The organism is Nostoc sphaeroides (assembly GCF_003443655.1).
Lineage (GTDB): Bacteria > Cyanobacteriota > Cyanobacteriia > Cyanobacteriales > Nostocaceae > Nostoc > Nostoc sphaeroides.
Map to the genome: position 1 here is coordinate 34400 of NZ_CP031941.1, position 18101 is coordinate 52500.

The 18101-nt window shown below is 42.0% G+C and carries 18 protein-coding genes (1 of these 18 cut by a window edge); 7 read left to right on the forward strand and 11 right to left on the reverse strand.

Going from position 1 to position 18101, the window contains the following annotated elements; translation table 11 throughout:
- The first annotated feature begins 161 nt into the window (after positions 1-161).
- The gene (locus D1367_RS00215; protein WP_118161647.1) at positions 162-860 is read left to right on the forward strand and encodes a Uma2 family endonuclease; all 699 of its coding nucleotides are present in this window, start codon (positions 162-164) and stop codon (positions 858-860) included.
- Between the two features lie 256 nt (positions 861-1116).
- Here D1367_RS00215 and D1367_RS00220 read toward each other — a convergent pair whose 3' ends face one another.
- The 3 genes from D1367_RS00220 to D1367_RS30250 form a co-directional block, all read right to left on the reverse strand.
- Positions 1117-1416: a type II toxin-antitoxin system RelE/ParE family toxin gene (locus tag D1367_RS00220; protein ID WP_118161648.1), complete on the reverse strand. Its 300-nt coding sequence runs from the start codon at positions 1414-1416 to the stop codon at positions 1117-1119.
- On the reverse strand, positions 1413-1634 hold the full coding sequence (locus D1367_RS00225; RefSeq protein WP_118161649.1) for an addiction module protein: 222 nt from the start codon (positions 1632-1634) through the stop codon (positions 1413-1415). Before D1367_RS00225 ends, D1367_RS00220 begins: the two co-directional genes overlap by 4 nt.
- A gap of 170 nt (positions 1635-1804) precedes the next feature.
- A complete protein-coding gene (locus tag D1367_RS30250; protein ID WP_181985006.1) occupies positions 1805-1948 on the reverse strand; it encodes a hypothetical protein in 144 nt (47 codons plus the stop codon).
- A gap of 486 nt (positions 1949-2434) precedes the next feature.
- Here D1367_RS30250 and D1367_RS00230 point away from each other — a divergent pair, with 486 nt between their 5' ends.
- The 4 genes from D1367_RS00230 to D1367_RS00245 all read left to right on the forward strand — a co-directional run bounded on the left by D1367_RS00230 (position 2435) and on the right by D1367_RS00245 (position 8155).
- Complete coding sequence (locus D1367_RS00230) at positions 2435-3160, forward strand: helix-turn-helix domain-containing protein (protein WP_118161650.1); 726 nt, start codon at positions 2435-2437, stop codon at positions 3158-3160.
- Positions 3054-5783, forward strand: a complete 2730-nt coding sequence (locus D1367_RS00235; protein ID WP_118161651.1) for a peptidase domain-containing ABC transporter — start codon at positions 3054-3056, stop codon at positions 5781-5783. Before D1367_RS00230 ends, D1367_RS00235 begins: the two co-directional genes overlap by 107 nt.
- 79 nt (positions 5784-5862) lie before the next feature.
- Positions 5863-7386 (forward strand): beta-barrel domain-containing protein, encoded by a 1524-nt coding sequence (locus D1367_RS00240; RefSeq protein WP_181985007.1) that lies wholly within the window; start codon positions 5863-5865, stop codon positions 7384-7386.
- A 28-nt stretch (positions 7387-7414) separates the two neighbouring features.
- Positions 7415-8155, forward strand: coding sequence for a foldase protein PrsA (locus D1367_RS00245; RefSeq protein ID WP_118161652.1), 741 nt, complete (start codon positions 7415-7417; stop codon positions 8153-8155).
- A 226-nt stretch (positions 8156-8381) separates the two neighbouring features.
- Here the strand turns inward: D1367_RS00245 and D1367_RS30255 are convergent, their stop codons facing one another.
- The 8 genes from D1367_RS30255 to trmB all read right to left on the reverse strand — a co-directional run bounded on the left by D1367_RS30255 (position 8382) and on the right by trmB (position 13590).
- Positions 8382-8546, reverse strand: a complete 165-nt coding sequence (locus D1367_RS30255) for a hypothetical protein (RefSeq protein WP_181985008.1) — start codon at positions 8544-8546, stop codon at positions 8382-8384.
- Between the two features lie 682 nt (positions 8547-9228).
- The gene (locus D1367_RS00250; protein WP_118161653.1) at positions 9229-9408 is read right to left on the reverse strand and encodes a hypothetical protein; all 180 of its coding nucleotides are present in this window, start codon (positions 9406-9408) and stop codon (positions 9229-9231) included.
- A 21-nt stretch (positions 9409-9429) separates the two neighbouring features.
- Complete coding sequence (locus D1367_RS00255) at positions 9430-10692, reverse strand: nif11-class peptide radical SAM maturase 3 (RefSeq protein ID WP_118161654.1); 1263 nt, start codon at positions 10690-10692, stop codon at positions 9430-9432.
- 75 nt (positions 10693-10767) lie between these two features.
- Positions 10768-11142, reverse strand: a complete 375-nt coding sequence (locus tag D1367_RS00260) for a Nif11-like leader peptide family natural product precursor (protein WP_225892388.1) — start codon at positions 11140-11142, stop codon at positions 10768-10770.
- 129 nt (positions 11143-11271) lie between these two features.
- A complete protein-coding gene (locus D1367_RS00265; RefSeq protein WP_118161656.1) occupies positions 11272-11649 on the reverse strand; it encodes a Nif11-like leader peptide family natural product precursor in 378 nt (125 codons plus the stop codon).
- 41 nt (positions 11650-11690) lie between these two features.
- Positions 11691-12128: a nitrogen fixation protein gene (locus D1367_RS00270; RefSeq protein ID WP_118161657.1), complete on the reverse strand. Its 438-nt coding sequence runs from the start codon at positions 12126-12128 to the stop codon at positions 11691-11693.
- Between the two features lie 30 nt (positions 12129-12158).
- On the reverse strand, positions 12159-12398 hold the full coding sequence (locus tag D1367_RS00275) for a hypothetical protein (protein ID WP_118161658.1): 240 nt from the start codon (positions 12396-12398) through the stop codon (positions 12159-12161).
- A 544-nt stretch (positions 12399-12942) separates the two neighbouring features.
- A complete protein-coding gene (gene trmB / locus D1367_RS00280) occupies positions 12943-13590 on the reverse strand; it encodes a tRNA (guanosine(46)-N7)-methyltransferase TrmB (protein WP_118161659.1) in 648 nt (215 codons plus the stop codon).
- A 487-nt stretch (positions 13591-14077) separates the two neighbouring features.
- Between trmB and gyrA the strand changes: the two genes are divergently transcribed.
- Complete coding sequence (gene gyrA / locus D1367_RS00285; protein WP_118161660.1) at positions 14078-16690, forward strand: DNA topoisomerase (ATP-hydrolyzing) subunit A; 2613 nt, start codon at positions 14078-14080, stop codon at positions 16688-16690.
- On the forward strand, positions 16671-18101 hold the 5' portion of the coding sequence (lnt, locus tag D1367_RS00290) for an apolipoprotein N-acyltransferase (protein WP_118161661.1). Its footprint extends 213 nt past the window's final position; 1431 of the gene's 1644 nt are visible here — the first part of the coding sequence; its start codon is at positions 16671-16673; its stop codon lies off the right edge, out of view. The genes gyrA and lnt overlap by 20 nt, the downstream gene beginning before the upstream one ends.

Consider the following 18101-nt stretch of genomic DNA (forward strand, 5'->3'; position numbering starts at 1 on the left):
CAAAAATACTAACAATTGCTAACATTTTCTTCTTGCTTCAACCTGGAAGTGTCGGCACTATCCAGTCCACAAGCTGACACGACCCCCTTGGGAATTATCGCAAGAAAAAGTCAGAGGTGGATAGATATCATCAATATTATAAGTTTGCAATCGCACCCACCATGTTAAATTACAACCCATTGCACTGCTTACCCGGAGCCGAGGATCTGCCAGATTCTGACGATGAACCTGTGGATAATCAACTACAACATTTGATTCCTGGCTTGCTAGAAGCAATCTTAGCTTGGCTGTGGACAAGCCGGATGGATTGGTTTTTTGGGGTTGATATGGGGATATATTACGATCCCGAATTACCGCCGATTGTGCCTGATGGGTTTTTAAGTTTAGGAGTCGAGCGAGTTTTTGATGAGAACTTGCGTTTAAGTTATGTGTTGTGGGAAGAAAAGGTGATGCCGATTATGGCATTAGAAGTTGTTTCTCACAGACGGCGTGGGGAATACACCAGCAAAAAGAAACTTTATGCGGATATGGAGATTTTGTATTATGTTGTCTACAATCCCCAACGCCGGAGAAAACCACCTTTAGAAGTTTATCGCTTTGTAAATGGTGAATATGTATTGCAGCCAGGAAATCTAATTTGGTTATCAGAGATAGGTTTAGCAATTGGTTATGAACGGGGAACCTATCAGGGAATTACGCGAGATTGGTTGTATTGGTATGACAAACAAGGAGTCAGATATTTAACACCAGAAGAAAGAGCGATCGCTGCCGAACAACGCGCTACTACTGCGGAACAACGCGCTCAAAGGTTGGCACAAGAATTACAAAGGTTGGGGATAGATCCAGATTCTTTGAATTGATTTTGTGGGGTGCGATCGCTTTGATTACACTGTTATTAATGGCTTATTTGATAACAGGAATTATAGATGGTTCAGGTGATTGTAGGCGAGATCATGAATCAATTCAAAATTCAAAATTCAAAATTAAATACAGCCACGCACTTTCTTGTGGGGTTTCCATCTACCTTGGGAGACAAGGATTTTTTCGCCCACGAAAGCGCGAGCGGCACGAAGTGCGGGGCGAGGTTTTAAACCTAACTTTTTTCCATAAAAGCGTTCAAATATTCCTGCTCTGCCATTGTTTAGGATTACGTTTGACGTGGTAACAAGCAATTATAGTGATAACATTTTCTTCTACAATATAAATAACACCATAGGGAAACCTACGTATTAATAATCGCCGCGCTTGTCGATACACCACTGGATAAGCTGAAGGGTTACGTCCGATTAATGCTAAACAGCTATCAACTGCACGTACAAACTCCGAACCTACTCCAGAATCACGTTGTTCATACCATTCAAAAGCATCTTGAATATCCAGTTCTGCTTCTGGACTAATTATTAACTGATAGCTCATTCAGTTAAACCTAGTCTTTGCTTCACGGATTGCCAGGTTGAACCTTGGTTTGGGTTTTGGTCATGCATCTCCAAGCGTCTATCTAATTCTTGTTTTTGCTCATCGCTGAGAGGAACTTCATCGGGTGTTGTAAGAATGCTGTCCCATAAGTCCTCGGCAAGCTGTATACGTTCAGATACACTTAGTTCAGAAATATCAACTTTTAATATGGGGTGCATAGTTGTTATTAATCTAGTTACTTAGATAAATCTTATTTTAGATTATAAATCAATACCGTTCAGTTAAGCCCAAAAACCTTGGTAAAGACGCGAAATTTCGCGTCTCTACAGGTTTAAAATCAGTACCACAAATCCTTAACTGAACTGTATTGGATTATAAATTACTTATTTTATTCCCAATCAAGTAAAGCATCAAGTTTACCTGATTCGGTAAATGTTCTTGCAGCTAGTAAGCAGTGCAGCAAATCAACACACATCTTTGTAGGATAATTTACTTGTTGTCCACCGACTACTAATGTTTGTTGCGCCCACATACACTCCGCGCCCTAAAGGGTCGGGGATTCTACATTCACCGTCAGAACTTGCAAAAGCCAGATTCGCACCAACTAGCGTAGAGGTTCCAACTCCTGTAGCGTTACTTTACTTGTGTCCCAAGCTAGCTTTTGCCTTATAAATTTTCATCCATAGTAACGGTGATTCCGTTATTACTTTTTTTCTCTGCTCACCAGAAATTTATCTTTACAAAAACGTTACTAAAATTTAGCAACTATTTTCGGAATTTATAAATTGGATTTGTAGCCTAATCTATATCTACAAAAGCAATATTAAAAAAAAATGTCAGAAATATCACTTAATTAAATTATTTTTTGCATAAAACTAAAACTAAATGGTGATAAGTACTACAGTTGCAGGGAAGATTATTTTTTGCAACGTTTCTACTTAACCTTAGAGATAATTGCCAAATTATGAATCTTTTATAAGATATTCGTGTGTCCAAAAGTGTAGGGTAAAATACGTATATGTTCGACTGCAATCCAAAAATTGAGACAAAATATATACCAGTAACTACCAGTAAGTACTTAACATCATTTCAGCGTAAGTTACTGCTAGTAAGTTTAGAAAAAAGTTTACCTGAATCTTACCGACAACGTATTGAAATCATGTTGTTGGCAGATGAGGGAAAATCCCAAACAGAAATTTGTCAAATTTTGGGGTGTTGTCCAGCAACAGCAAGACATTGGATGCACATAGCTCGGACAGGGATGGCGCACCAATGGCAAGATTGCCCCATTGGTCGCCCGAAAGCCGTAAATGAGGAGTATTTAGAACGTTTAAAAGAACTAATTAAAGGTAGTCCCCGCGATCATGGCTATGCTTTTCGGCGGTGGACAACAAACTGGCTAGGGAAACATTTAGCGAAAGAATTTGGGATTGAAGTGAGCGATCGCCATATCAAGCGACTGCTCAAACAGATGGGATTATCCACACTACCAAAACCCAGCAATTCTGAAGCAAACAGCCATGAGCAGGCTAAGAGTTCCAAAATCTTCATTAGTGACCTGAAATCGGCAACTATTCCAGATGATTCCGAATTTATGTCTCTGAATTTCGCAAACTTAGGAAACGATTCAGACATCTATGGCGCAAGATATATCTGCTCAATTGGTTTCTCTAGAACAGTTCAACCATACTCTGGGTTATTCTCTTTCGACAGAGGAATTTCAACAATGCCTTCAACAAGTTAAATTTATCAACCCAAAAGTCGGTAAATTCTGGCAAGGAACTGATGCTCAACCAGGAATCTATATTGCGATCGCTGGTAAGGTCAGGTTGCTAGATAACGCCGATGAGTTAATCGCCACTTTAGAGCGAGGTGACTCATTTGGAGAATTTACCTTGTTGAAGGAGGTTGACTTTAGACCTTACGCTGCAAGGGCTTCAGTCAACTTACAATTATGCTTCGTTCCGGGTGAAGTGTTGTGGCCATTGATGGCTAAATATCCCCAAATTCGGGAGCATTTGTGGGCTAAGGCGCGATCGCGTAACCCCCAACAGGGGGACTCGGATAACACTCCAGTCCTGCCATCTGACTCAAAACGGCTGCATGAAACGAAGATTTTGTCAACGCCAGCAGTCAAGCCACGCGAGAAAAAAATAAGCAAAGCCTATTTTCCCAACTCCAGGCAACGAGTAGGGCATTTATTACAGCGTGTGATCCGGCGCTATCCGTTTTTTGCCCAACAGAGTGGATCGGATTGCGGTGCAGCTTGTTTAGTGATGGTGTCTCGTTATTGGGGGAAAAACTTTAGTGTCAATCGCCTGCGGGATATCGCCAATGTTGACCGCAATGGCTCATCACTGCGGGGGTTATCGGCGGCGGCGGAAAGTATTGGGTTTTCCACGCGACCTGTAAAAGCGAGTCTTGACCAATTAGCGAAGCAAAAATTGCCTGCGATCGCTCACTGGGAAGGCAAACATTACATCGTTGTCTACGAAATTACCCCCAAACACGTCATTGTAGCCGACCCCGCCATTGGGCAATGCAGCCTCAGCCACGCTGAATTTAAAGCCAACTGGACTGGCTATACCCTGCTGCTGCAACCTACAGCCTGGTTGAAGGATGCCAAAGAGACTTCTACTCCTTTTTGGCAATTCTTTGAGTTGATGAAGCCTCACTCTTTAGTAATGCTAGAAGTGTTTGTCGCTTCCTTATTTATCCAGATATTTGGACTGGTTACTCCCTTATTTACCCAGTTAATTTTAGACCGAGTAGTAGTGCAGCGTTCTGAACTAACCTTAACGGCGGTGGGGTTAGGATTACTAATTTTTAGTTTATTCCGTGTGGCGATGACAGGGTTGCGGCAATATCTGTTAGACCACACGGCGAATAAGCTCGATTTAGCACTAATTGTCGGATTTATTCGTCATACCTTGCGGCTGCCCTTGAGTTACTTTGAGTCGCGTTATGTGGGGGATATTATCTCTCGTGTACAGGAAAACCGTAAAATTCAACGCTTCCTCTCCGGTGAAGCATTGTCCATCCTGCTAGATTTAGTCACTGTCTTTATCTACTTAGGATTGATGTTTTGGTACAGTTGGAAAATGGCGTTGCTAGTATTGGTGATTGTACCGCCTTTTTTGCTGCTGGCATTAATTGCCACACCTTTTTTACAAAAGATTTCTAGGGAAATCTTTAACGCTGTTGCTAATGAAAGCAGCTATCTGATTGAAGCCCTTTCTGGTGTGCGAACAGTTAAATCTACAGCAGTAGAACAGACAGTGCGTTGGCATTGGGAAGAGTTATTAAGTAAAGAAGTAAAAACTAACTTTTCCGGGCAAATTATCAGCAATCGCCTGCAAATATTCAGCAACACAATTGAAGCAGTAGTAACTACCATCTTGCTGTGGTTTGGGGCGTACCAAGTGATTCACAACCAGTTAACCATTGGGCAATTGGTAGCATTTAATATGTTGCTGGGAAATATTATTAGGCCTTTCCAACGATTAACAGTTTTGTGGAATCAATTGCAAGAAGTGGTGATTGCAGTGGAACGCATTAATGATGTGTTGGATGCAGAACCAGAAGAGGATTTGCAGCAGCAGGCGCGGCAATCTTTACCACCCATTCAAGGTAACATTCGTTTTGACAACGTGACATTTCGCTATCACCCTGAAAGCGATATCAATGTTTTAGAAAATCTCAGTTTTGAAATACATAGTGGGCAAATGGTTGCCCTGGTGGGACGGAGTGGTTCGGGTAAAACCACAATTTCTAAGCTGGTTTTAGGATTATATCCCCCTACAGATGGCAAAGTCTTGATTGATGGACACGATATTACCAGTCTTTCGTTACGTTCTCTACGCGAACAAGTTGGGGTAGTTGACCAAGACACCTTTTTGTTTGGCGGAACGATTCGGGAAAATATTAGCTTGGCACATCCTGGGGCAACTTTGGCAGAGATTATTGAGGCGGCGCGATTGGCGGGTGCTGATGAGTTTATTAAAAAGTTACCTATGGGTTATGAAACCCAGATTGGTGAAGGAGGCGGGATGTTATCTGGAGGACAGCGACAAAGAATTGCGATCGCTAAGGCGTTGTTAGGCAATCCCAAGCTGTTGATTTTGGATGAAGCGACTTCCCATCTGGATGCAGAGTCAGAAAGGATTATTCAGACAAATTTAAACACAATTCTCAAAGGCAGAACCACCTTAGTAATTGCCCATCGCCTTTCAACAGTAAGAAATGCAGATTTGATTTTGGTGCTAGATCGCGGCGTGTTGATTGAGAGTGGAACTCACAAAGAGTTGATGGCCAAGCGCGGACATTATTTTTATCTCAATCATCAGCAGATGGATGTTGCGGGGTGAAACAACAGGAAAAGTAGGAAGCTTTTCTTGTTTTCCCACTCCTAAAATCCCAAATCCAAAATTGATATCAGGAAAAATCATGCCAAACACATTAAATGGAAAAGTTCAAACCCAAATCTATGAGGTAGAACAGGGCAAGGAAATTTTCAGAGAGCAAACACCAGCCATATCAACTGATGATTGGGCTTACGCAACCAAGGATTTACTTGATAGTTTACCCCAGGTTTGGACAAGGGGATTGCTGTATTTTTTGGTGGTGTTTGTGTCGATCATTTTACCTTGGGCGATGCTGTCTAAGGTGGATGAAACGGGTACGGCAAGAGGGCGACTTGAGCCAAAGGGAAAGACAGTTAGGCTGGATGCAGCTGTGGCGGGTACTGTTGCCGAAATTCGGGTAAAGGAAGGTGATTCAGTTAAAGTTGGGCAGACTTTATTGGTATTGGAATCAGAATTAGTTAAGGCGGAAATGCGGCAGGCACAGGAGAAGTTGGAGGGACAACTAAATCGACTTTCTCAGTTAAATTCATCTAAAAGTCAGTTAGTTGTATCTTTAACAACGCAACAGCAACAAAATCAATCTCAACAGTTAGAAAAGCAGGCTCAAATTGATCAAGCGCGACAGAATATGAATACTCTGAGGAATTCCTATGATTTACAAAAAGACGAAAAATTATCTCAAGTTAATCAGGCACGTCAAACTCTTGAGCATAGTCAAACTGCTAATAAGTTAGTAAACAGTAGTTTGGCGAGTACCCAGAGGGAAGTTGAACGCTATCGGACTCTTTGGCAGTCAGGGGTTGTTCCAGAAATTAATGTTGTTCAGAAGCAAGATATAGCTAAAGACAAGCAACAGTTATACGAACAAAATAAGTCAGATATTCAGCAGGCTAAACTACGTTTGCTAGAACAACAGAGTAGTTATGAGCGGACTATTCGGCAAGCAAATGCAGATATTGAGCAGGCACTGTTGCGACTGAAAGAACAGGAAAGGAGTTATCAGACCTTAACTCGTTCCAGCAAACTTGCTTTACTAAAAATCGACGAACAACAGAAGAATTTAGAAACAGAAATTACTACGCTTCAAGCAGAAATTGCTCAAAGCAAGAGTCAGATTGTCTCGTTAAAGTTTCAGTTAGGACAACGAGAGTTAAGAGCCACCGTCAATGGTAGAGTGTTTCAGTTACCGATACAACGCGCTGGGTCTGTGGTGCAGCCAGGAGCAATGATTGCGGAGATTGCACCCCAAGGTTCGCCTTTAATAATTCGGGCGCAGATGGCGACAACTGAGAGTGGCTTTTTGCGAAGAGGATTACCAGTAAAGCTAAAGTTTGATGCTTATCCGTTTCAGGATTATGGCGTCCTTGAAGGAGAATTGTTAGAAATTTCTCCTACTACCGTAGAGGTGGAAACACCTAATGGAAAGGTAGCAGCTTATGACTTAGAAATTGCCCTAAAACAAAATTGTATTCCCTCGGCTAATAAGTGTATTGCCTTGCGTCCTGGGGATACGGCGACGGCTGAGGTAATTGTGCGTCAGCGTCGGATTATTGATTTTCTGCTTGATCCGTTTAAGCAGTTGCAGCAAGGTGGGGTGAAATTGTAAAAAACTTACAACCTTTAGGAGAAATATCATGTTACAACCTATCCCCATTACCAACGAAGATATTCTTCACCAAGTTAAGGTATCTTGTAAAATTCCTGAAATAGTTAAGCAGATTGTTACTAGCAAGGTGATTATAACAGCTGCTGAACAAGCTGGGATAAAAGTAGAGGTTGAGGAAGTTCAGAAAGCAGCAGACCAAATACGTTTAGCTAATAAACTCGATAATGCTGATGATACATGGAACTGGTTAGAGAAACATGGTTTATCTATAGATGATTTTGAAGAAATCGCTTACATGAGTCTCATCTCTAGTAAATTGGTAAAACATCTGTTTGCAGATAAAGTCGAACCCTATTTCTTTGAAAACCAACTAGATTATGTTTGCGTGGTGATGTATGAAGTTGTTCTAGATGATGAAGATTTAGCTCTAGAACTCTTCTATGCGATAAAGGAAGGTGAGATGAGTTTCTATGACGTTGCCCACAAATACATTCAGGATATAGAATTGCGTCGCCAAGGTGGATATTTGGGGATAATACGCCGCAAAGATTTAAAATCAGACATTTCGGCTGCTGTCTTTGCTGCTACAGTGCCTCAGGTTCTTAAACCGATAGTGACTTCTAAGGGATTACATCTAATTTTCGTGGAGGAGATTATCCAGGCAGAATTGGATAACAAACTGCGTAATCAAATTATCACTGATTTATTTAATGAGTGGATTAAGCAACAAATGAAAGAAGTTGAAGTTGCAATGAATTTGTCAGCCTAAGATAAGCCCTATCCATATCAATAGCTCCAGCAAAGCTTGAATCCTAAACTTTCAGGAGATAACCTTGCTATTTACACAAGGTTTTGTCAAACCTTGCGCTCGCATGTTAAGGGAAGCTCTGGAGCGTATTGACTTGGATGAGCAAGGAATATTTACTCACAGCTTTAGACGGACGGCACTTTCGGCAATGAGTAATGTGGGAGTTCCTCTACTAACCACATTCAATCTATTGAGGAGTAACCGTAATTATTATTGTTCCATCAGGCTCAACTTTTACCTCAATTTTTGGCTTATCAGCTAGTCCTCCCATGATAATTCCTAATTCCTCCTCTGATATTTCCGTAAATTGTGCTTCAATTGGAAGTATGTTGGATATTGTAATGTTAGCCATAATTAACTTAGACCTTAATTAAATTGTTTTCTTGAAAATGAGAATTTGAACTTCCTCATTCTGTATATATAGTCCGTTATCTGATTTTTATTTACAAGACTTGAATTATTTTATTTTTCACCTTAAATAAAACAATTATGTCTCGAAAAACTTCAAACTAAATTTGGTCGTTCTCAAACCCTGACAAGTATCGACAAGTGTTAAAGGGTTTCTTCCCAGCCAATATTGTAGATTTGTTGATGTGTCACACCGAATTAGAGAACGAGTCAAATATAAAAACTTTTTATGCATCATTTTTTGTTTAATTTTTGATTTCAAGATGTTAATCACTATATATTGGGACAAAAACTATTCACTTATATCTCTGTTTATTATCTAAAATTATTACCGAAAATGTTGGGTTTCGTTCCTCAACCCAACCTACGCAGTTTAAGGTTCTTGGCGCTAACCCAAGCGTATTGTGCTATATTTAGCATCTTCTTTACAACAAAAGTTGAGATAAAAAATAACCCAAGGTAAACTTGGGTGAAAAAAGATAAGTAATCAACCCTAAGTAATTTATGGATATAATCCAATACGGTTCAGTTAAGGATTTTTGGTACTAATTTTAGACCTGTAGCGAAATTTCGCGTCTTTACCAAGGTTTTTGGGCTTAACTGAACTGTATTGGGATATAATCTAACTATTTTTCAATTCTCAAAACACCTGCTTCTTTTTCGATGCGGTCTAGAGCTTTCTTCGCTCGAAAAAGCACTCTCAAATAAGCGAGTTGACTATTCCAAGGTGAACGAGGTAATAGGGTTGTTTGAGAGTCAGGAACAGTTGTATTTTCTGAAGGGATATCAGTAGAGATATTATTCATAGAAATGGTATTTTGCAGTTTTTAATTACTAGAACTAACTAAAGATGATGCGAGATTTGGTTCTTCTTCCCAACCTTCTGGCCATTGAATGCGATCGCTTGTAAAATGAAGCGGATCGTTTTCAGGCCAAGGAGCATTTATCAATTCTTCAATTAGCCCAAACTCCCCATTGTCAAAGGGGTTTCCGTCCGCCCGACGTTGAAGAAAAACTCGCTCTCGAATACCGTCTTTTTCCTGAGTCAGGGCGCGATGATGACAATAAGGATTATTGCCTCTCTTATCAAAGAAAACGTGAGCAGTCCAACTGCAACCACCTCGACAGAGTTCAGCAAATTCACAAGTCTTGCAAAAACCCCATAAATGTGATGTTCCTTTAGGAGTATCAGCTCCGAGATTAAACCGTAATTCTTCGGTTTCTTCAATAATTGTCCGTAGTGAATAATCGCGGATGTTACCGCCAGTGTATGCTGTGGTCGGTAGTGAGGGACAACCTTTGATAGCACCATCGGCTTCGATGCCTATAGCAGACAGCCCAGCACTACATCCTTGCCAAAAAGACCAAGCATCTCCTCCTCGCAGCATCCGTTCATAGGGCCCGTAATAGCCAATATTATTTCCTGGCTGTACTTGCACCCCTTCTCGCTTTGCGCGTTGAGCAACACGAGCAATCATCGGATATACATCTAGTAATTCATAAGGTTGCAGCAGAATCTCGCTATTATCTGCTGCATTCCCCATCGGTACAGTCAATTGAATTTGCCAAGCGAAGATGCCGGCGTCGCGCAGATGCTCGTAAATACGAGGAAATTCTGGTGCAGAGAGACGATTAATTTGAGTGTTGCAACCGAAGCGAATACCTGCTTCCTTGAGATTGCTCATAGTCTTAAATGCCCATTGCCAAGAGCCTTGTTTACCACGGAGGCGATCGTGAGTTGCTTCTAAGCCATCAACTGAGACAGATACCACTCTAATACCAGCTTCTTTCATCCGGCGTGCTGTGTCGAGAGTAATCCCATAACCTCCAGTAGTCATACCGCAAAGCATCCCAGAAGAAGTAATTGCTTGGGCAATCTCCAGCCAATCAGGACGGAGAAATGCTTCTCCACCAATTATGGTTACTTCAGTGATTCCCACTTCCGCCATTTGCTTGACTAAATCAAGAGCTTCTGCTGTAGAAAGTTCATTCGCCCTTGTATGACCAGCACGAGAACCGCAGTGCTGACAAGCTAGATTACATTTTAATGTAATTTCCCAAACGGCATAACTAATTCGTCGATAAGTCATTAGAATACCCTCAATTAATTTCTTGAGAAAAGGACGAATATATCCCTATCCGTCCCCATAAACCTAAACTGTTATCTAAGCAATATTGTCTGGCTGAATAACTCCATAGGCAAGCTGGTAACCAGGTGGCTTATGCGGACAATCAATAGGTTCCGAAATAACAACTCCATATAGCGGACGTATAGTAGGCTTCCCAGTAATTGATGCAGCCCCACCAAAAACGGCTTCTAGTTCTTCTTCATTTAAATCCTTGAGTTCATCGTCGCCAGCAGTTGACTCCAACAATTGAGCCGTATATTCTTCAAACTCATCTTGGGTGAAATCGTAACCAGCAGCTTTGACTTTTTGGCTACATTCTTCCTTACTTTTCACTCCTTGAATTTGAACACGAAAAGCTTCATCGTTTGCTAGCTTTGCATAAAAAGCTTGAACATTTTCTATGGACATCATTTCCTCCTAAAATTATTTAATTAGAGACCTAACTTTGCTTAACCGAAAATCGGTGTTGCCACCTCAACTGCTAGCTCAGAGGAATTGTAATTCTCTGCAATAACTGTCTCCATAAACCTAAACTCTTATCTAAGCAATATTTGACTGAATAACTCCATAAAGAGGCTGCACAATAGGTGGCTTGTGCGGACAATCATCAACAGGTTCCGAAACAATAACTCCATATAGTGGCCGTGCTACTATATTATGCTTCGCAGTAATTGATGCAGCCCCACCAAAAACGGCTTCTAGTTCTTCTTCATTTAAATCCTTAAGTTCATCGTGGCCAGCAGTTGACTCCAACAATTGAGCCGTATATTCTTCAAACTCATTCTGGGTGAAATCGTAGCCAGCAGCTTTGACTCTTTTGCTACATTCTTCCTTACTCTTAACGCCTTGAATTTGAGTACGAAAAGCTTCATCATTTGCTAGCTTTGCATAAAAAGCTTGAACATTTTCTATGGACATGATTTTCTCCTAAAATTATTTAAATACAGGCCAAGCTTTGCTTAACCAACAGCCGATGTTGCCACCTCAACTGCTATTTCAGATGCGTTGTAGTTATCTGTAATAACTTGCGGACAACGCATACAAGCTGCCTTGCCTTCTTGCAGCCACCACCGACAATCTCGGCGGATGGAACAGGGTGGTAGTTCTTCTGCTACTGGCGGTAACTTTTCTACAATTCGCATTGCTAGACGGCAATCTTGTCCATCAAAATGCTGACAACCTTTAGTAGCACAAGGTGCTGCCGTCCGAAAAATTTCGGCAGGTGTAATTGGACTTGCTTTTGCTATTAGTTCATCCGTAATAGGCAAGGGCTGTTTAAGATAAGTTACACAGGGTTCTGCAACTGTTCCACTGATGATTCCGAAAACCACACTATCCTCAGCTTCTGGTCTAGCACTGGGGCAAAGTGTAGTTTTATCCACAGCAATATCTTTCATCAATTTAGCCTCCAGTGGAGAGAATCTTTATTAAGATAAGGTGTCAGTTGCTATGAGTCCTATAGTAATAGGAGGAAACTTACCAAGTATTATGGGATTCAATTTTGATACTCCACCCGCAACGCTTTTTGATTCTTCGTCAGACATAGATAACAAGGCTTCTTCTGAATCCAAAGCTTCGTTCCGACGTGTCACAGCATTTTTAACAGCATCATCAATCAAATCGTTAATTTCAATTTGATTGTTATACTTTCTTTCTTTAGCTTCCATGTTGATTTTCCTCTTAATTATTGACGAGTGACTATCTTTTAGACAATTACACTGATTAGTCTAATTGCCTAATATTTCCTCATCTTAGAAAAAAAGAAGCTATTTACTCTATATTTTAAGAACTTTAAATTAGACAGAAGTAAAACTTTTATGTCACGAAAAAACGATAATTTTTGAGTTACCCCTATTTTTCTATAGGGGTATATATCAGTTACTCAAGCTGTAAACTCTTGCATACCAATTCAAATTCGATATCTCAGGCAATTTCAACCATTAACTAAAACATTTATGTCCCGAAAATATTGCCATCTGACAGAAAATGTCTAATGTCCAGTCGCTCTACATCGACTCAAAAAACATATAGGACTAATATTTGATTTCTGAAAAAGCTCGGGTTCTACTCGAAAAGCCTAATTCCCTACTCCCCACTCCCCACTCCCCACTCCCCGCCTACGTAGATAATTTCAAAAATCAAATACGATTCCTATAGAAGTTCTAAAATATCAAGATAAAAAGCCATATTTGCCATAGCGATAACTACTCCTCATTCACAACTTCTCACTCTTTCAAACAAAGCCCGATAAACAGGTTCACCCTTTTTTTGCGTACCTATTTCCCGTTCTGTGGGGACTGGTAGCGGGTTTTGTGACAACCATTCTTCTGTACCAACTTTCTGATAAGCTGGGTGAGCAGCAAAGCGATCGCGCATTTCTACAGCAACAAATTCCATATCTGATTGCAGAAATACAACTCCCCCAACTGCAAGATAACTGGCTAACTCCGCCACTAGTTCTGGTTGCACTACACGGCGTTTAGCATGGCGGGTTTTAAACCAAGGATCGGGGAATTGAATTGTAACGCGTTGTAAACTTCCCAGAGGGAGGCAAGATAATAGCGATCGCAGTGAGTTATTGACATTGCAAAATAAGTAGTGCAGGTTTGTGAAACCTAATTCAGAACGTAACTTATTCGCCTCCACCACCAAAGGTTCCCGAATTTCTAAGCCGAGGAAATTCCAGTTGGGTTCTATTTTGGACATATTCACTAAAAACTGTCCTTTAGCACAGCCAATATCTAAATGTAGCGGTTGATTTGGCTTTGCATAAATTTTTTCCCAGTCTTGGGGACTTGCTGGTGTTTGATACTTTTTACCAAGTGGATTAACATGCTGACGGACTCGGACTGCTGCCAAAACTTTCTCTCCTTTACGTGAAAATATGCTGTTGATTCTGATACTAATTTATGCAAGTGTTCGTTTAATTACATCTTAGAAGGCTTTATCCATATCTGCTGTTTGTCTAAGTAGAAATGATTAACTATAGTTTAATTTTTCAGACCTTATTTAGTGACAAATCTAATAAATAACGGTTATAAAAGTAAGAGCTATAAAGCCAATTTAGATTGTTGCCTTAAATTTAACCCGTCATTTTTCAATTTAAGTAATTTTGCACTAAGCAACCTTTTAGTTCACTGCTCTTGTTAATTAGGTAGAACTGATAAAGTGTAAATTATTATACTCTTTTTTTACTAGATATTTGAGTTAGCTGCCCAGGCAAAAAAAAGCAATATATGTTAGGATTGTATCAAATTATGGCAATTATTCAAGAGCAATTTAGAATAATTTTGCGCTTTGTTGAGTAAACAAGCTAAAATCTACGATTTTTGGAGATTTTTAGGTTATGACAACCTCACAGGAGAGGATTATCCCGATAGACTTGCGAACCGAAATGTCGCAGTCTTATCTGGAATACGCCATGAGCGTGATAGTGGGTCGGGCGTTGCCAGATGCCAGGGATGGTCTAAAACCTGTGCATCGTCGCATTCTCTACGCAATGCACGAGCTAGGTCTGCTGCACGATCGCCCCTTTAAGAAATGCGCCCGTGTGGTGGGGGAAGTGTTGGGTAAATATCACCCCCACGGTGACACAGCAGTATATGATGCCTTGGTGCGGATGGCGCAGGATTTTTCCATGCGATCGCCCCTAGTTAACGGACATGGTAACTTTGGTTCGGTAGACAACGATCCGCCAGCCGCCATGCGGTACACAGAATGCCGCTTGCAAGCTTTAACTAGTGCTGGTCTACTCCACGACATCGAGTATGAAACCGTAGATTTCGCCGATAACTTCGACGGTTCCCAGCAAGAACCGACAGTGCTACCGGCACGGATTCCCCAGTTGTTACTCAACGGTTCCTCTGGGATTGCCGTGGGTATGGCAACCAACATTCCGCCACACAATTTGGGCGAATTGATTGATGCTTTAGTGGCTGTAATCCATAATCCCGAAATCACCGATCTCGAATTAATGCAGTATGTCCACGGCCCAGACTTTCCGACTGGGGCGCAAATTTTGGGGACATCAGCCATTCGAGAAGCTTACACTACCGGACGTGGTTCTATTACCATGCGTGGTGTCGCTAACATTGAAACCGTTGAACAACGGGGACGACCAGATAGAGAAGCAATTATCATTACTGAATTGCCCTATCAAACCAATAAAGCGGCGCTGATTGAAAAAATCGCCGAAATGGTGAACGAGAAGCGTTTAGAGGGCATTGCAGATATCCGCGATGAAAGCGATCGCGACGGGATGCGAGTTGTCATCGAACTCAAGCGTGATGCTTATCCCCGCGTCGTTCTAAATAACCTCTACAAGCAAACGCCACTACAAGCCAACTTCGGTGCAAATATGCTGGCGTTGGTGAATAGCGAACCCCAAGTACTCACCCTCAAACAGTTCTTAACCGTCTTCTTGGATTTCCGCATCGAATCCATTGCCAGACGTACCCGTTACGAACTGCGGAAAGCCGAGGAACGTGACCATCTCCTGCAAGGATTATTAATTGCTCTATCCCAATTAGATCCAATTATTGTCTTAATTCGCCATGCGCCCGATGCACCCACAGCCAAAGGCGAATTAATCACAACTTACGGACTCTCGGAAGTGCAAGCAGATGCGATTTTGCAAATGCAATTGCGGCGGTTGACTGCCTTAGAAGCAGACAAAATTCGTCTGGAACACGAGGAGTTACAAGCGAAAATTACCGATTTGCAAGATATTTTAGCACGTCGGGAGAGAGTGCTAGAAATTATTGAAACCGAAGTCGCGCAACTAAAAACTAGCTTTGCCACACCCCGCCGCACGGTGATTTTACCAGGGGAAGGCGAATTAGATGACCGTGACCTAATTGCCAATGAAAAAGCAATAATTCTGGTTACAGAGCAAGGCTACATCAAACGGATGCCAGTTAACACCTTTGAAGCGCAAAGCCGTGCTACCAGAGGCAAAGCCGCAGCCAAGGTGAAAGATGATGATACCATTGAGCATTTTTTGACTTGCTGCGATCACGACAGTATTTTATTCTTTAGTGAGCGTGGTGTTGTTTATTGCCTGAGAGCTTATCAAATTCCAGCGAGTTCGCGTACCAGTCGCGGGACACCAATTGTCCAGATGCTACCGATTCCCAAAGAGGAAAAAATCACCTCGATTGTACCGGTTGACGAGTTTAGCAGTGAAGAATATCTGGTCATGCTCACCAAGGGCGGTAATATCAAGAAAACCGAATTGGCAGCGTTTAGTCACATTCGCGCCAATGGTTTGATTGCCATTTCCTTAGAAGAAGGCGACCAACTGCGCTGGGTGCGACGCGCTAGAGTCGAGGACAGTGTAATCATTGGTTCTCGTAACGGGATGGCGATTAACTTCCGGTGCAACCACGAACAACTGCGTCCTTTAAGTAGGGCGACTCGTGGGGTAAAAGCCATGAAACTCAAAAATAAAGATGAACTCGTGGGTATGGATATTCTACCCGCAGCAATTCTGGAAACTTTGGATGTTGCAGAAGCCGAAATAGCCGAAACAGAAGATATCGAAACAATCGAAACAGAAGATATCGAAATTACTGAAACTAATGAAGAGTCCGCAGAAGTGCCTAGCAGTGGCATTGTTGGCCCTTGGGTGTTGGTAATTACAATGGGAGGATATGGTAAGCGCGTACCAGTTGCCCAGTTCCGCCTGCAAAATCGTGCCGGTCAGGGTTTAATGGCAACCAAGTTCAAAAACCGCAAAACTAAAGATAAGTTGGCAACCCTACGCATTGTCAACAATGATGATGATGAAATCATGATGGTGACAAATCGCGGTATTATCATCCGTCAAGCGGTAAATGCGATTTCTATCCAATCGCGATCGGCAACTGGAGTCAGAGTGCAGCGTTTAGACGAAGATGACGCTATTACCGGAGTAGCAATAGTTCCACCTGATGCTACCGATGCAGAAGAAGCAGAATAAAAAGCAGGGGGAGCAGGGGAAGCAGGGGAGGCAGGGGGAGAGGTTAACCTCTTTACTGCCTTACTTGATTGCCTTAGCTAGCGGCATTTTAATGGGGCTAACCGTTGCCCCTGTTAGTGCATGGTTGTTGGCTTGGATTGCCATAGTTCCCTTGTGGGTGCTAGTTGTCACTTCAGCCAAAGGTAAAAACCAATTCCCCCCTGCTTTCTTCTGGGGTATTGGTTTTCATGGTGTCGCCCTATTCTGGATTACCGGAATTCATCCAATGACATGGTTGGGCGTTCCCTGGTTGCCAAGCTTGGCAATTACGATTTTTTGTTGGGGATTTATCAGTGTCTTGGGTGGGGTATTCCTGACTATTTGGGCGGCTGTAATGGTTCGCCTAAACGGACAAAAACCGTGGTTGCGTGTACTGATTGGTACAGCCGTCTGGTGCGGTTTAGAAAGTCTATGGAGTGCGGGTCCTTTGTGGTGGAGTTCCCTTGCTTACACCCAAAGTCCGCACAATCTCGTAATTTTACATTTGGGGCAACTCTCTGGGCCTAATACTGTGACAGCAGCGATCGTTGCTGTAAATGGGTTAATTGCTGAAGGATGGATAAACCGCAGAGGCACAGAGGGCACAGAAAAAATTTCCTCCGTGTTCTCTGCGCCTCTGCGGTTCGTTAATAAATACTTAGTTGCTGCCACAGTATTATTAATTACCTTACACCTCATAGGTTTTTTCTTATACAGTCGTCCCATCGCACAACCCCCAGAAGCAGCCTTGAAAGTGGGGATTGTTCAGGGTAATATCCCAAACCGACTTTTACGAAGTTCCGAAGGGTTTCGTCGCGCCCAAGAAAATTACACTAATGGGTATTTAACTTTAGCAGACCAAGGTGTAGATGCAGTTCTCACCCCAGAAGGAGCCTTACCTATTTTCCAACGCAACTTGATGGAAACTGCCTTAGTCGCAGCAGTAAAGGAAAAAGGTGTAGTTGGTTGGATTGGGGCTTTTGGCGAAAGAGGAGACAGTTATACAATTAGCTTGTTTACTTTCAACAGTAAGGGTGAAATTGTCAGTCGCTACGATAAGTCCAAACTAGTACCTTTAGGAGAATATATTCCCTTTGAAGGAATTTTAGGCGGGATAGTTCAACGCTTGTCTCCTTTGGAAGCACACCAAGTTCCGGGTTCAGCAAATCAAATATTTGATACTCCTTTTGGTCGGGCGATCGCTAGTATATGTTACGAATCCGCTTTTCCTGAACAATTTCGTCGTCAAGCTGCGGCGGGTGGACAATTTATCCTCAGTTCTTCTAACGATGCCCATTACACTGCATCGATGCCATTCCAGCACCATGCACAGGATATCATGCGGGCAATTGAAACTGATAGATGGTCAGCACGGGCAACTAATACAGGATAT

Excerpts from the sequence above, each read along its gene's own strand:
- D1367_RS00215 (WP_118161647.1), top strand. The coding sequence starts at position 162 with ATGTTAAATTACAACCCATTGCACTGCTTACCCGGAGCCGAGGATCTG.
- D1367_RS00220 (WP_118161648.1), bottom strand. The coding sequence starts at position 1,416 with ATGAGCTATCAGTTAATAATTAGTCCAGAAGCAGAACTGGATATTCAA.
- D1367_RS00225 (WP_118161649.1), bottom strand. The coding sequence starts at position 1,634 with ATGCACCCCATATTAAAAGTTGATATTTCTGAACTAAGTGTATCTGAA.
- D1367_RS30250 (WP_181985006.1), bottom strand. The coding sequence starts at position 1,948 with ATGTGGGCGCAACAAACATTAGTAGTCGGTGGACAACAAGTAAATTAT.
- D1367_RS00230 (WP_118161650.1), top strand. The coding sequence starts at position 2,435 with ATGTTCGACTGCAATCCAAAAATTGAGACAAAATATATACCAGTAACT.
- D1367_RS00235 (WP_118161651.1), top strand. The coding sequence starts at position 3,054 with ATGGCGCAAGATATATCTGCTCAATTGGTTTCTCTAGAACAGTTCAAC.
- D1367_RS00240 (WP_181985007.1), top strand. The coding sequence starts at position 5,863 with ATGCCAAACACATTAAATGGAAAAGTTCAAACCCAAATCTATGAGGTA.
- D1367_RS00245 (WP_118161652.1), top strand. The coding sequence starts at position 7,415 with ATGTTACAACCTATCCCCATTACCAACGAAGATATTCTTCACCAAGTT.
- D1367_RS30255 (WP_181985008.1), bottom strand. The coding sequence starts at position 8,546 with ATGGCTAACATTACAATATCCAACATACTTCCAATTGAAGCACAATTT.
- D1367_RS00250 (WP_118161653.1), bottom strand. The coding sequence starts at position 9,408 with ATGAATAATATCTCTACTGATATCCCTTCAGAAAATACAACTGTTCCT.
- D1367_RS00255 (WP_118161654.1), bottom strand. The coding sequence starts at position 10,692 with ATGACTTATCGACGAATTAGTTATGCCGTTTGGGAAATTACATTAAAA.
- D1367_RS00260 (WP_225892388.1), bottom strand. The coding sequence starts at position 11,142 with ATGATGTCCATAGAAAATGTTCAAGCTTTTTATGCAAAGCTAGCAAAC.
- D1367_RS00265 (WP_118161656.1), bottom strand. The coding sequence starts at position 11,649 with ATGTCCATAGAAAATGTTCAAGCTTTTTATGCAAAGCTAGCAAATGAT.
- D1367_RS00270 (WP_118161657.1), bottom strand. The coding sequence starts at position 12,128 with ATGAAAGATATTGCTGTGGATAAAACTACACTTTGCCCCAGTGCTAGA.
- D1367_RS00275 (WP_118161658.1), bottom strand. The coding sequence starts at position 12,398 with ATGGAAGCTAAAGAAAGAAAGTATAACAATCAAATTGAAATTAACGAT.
- gyrA (WP_118161660.1), top strand. The coding sequence starts at position 14,078 with ATGACAACCTCACAGGAGAGGATTATCCCGATAGACTTGCGAACCGAA.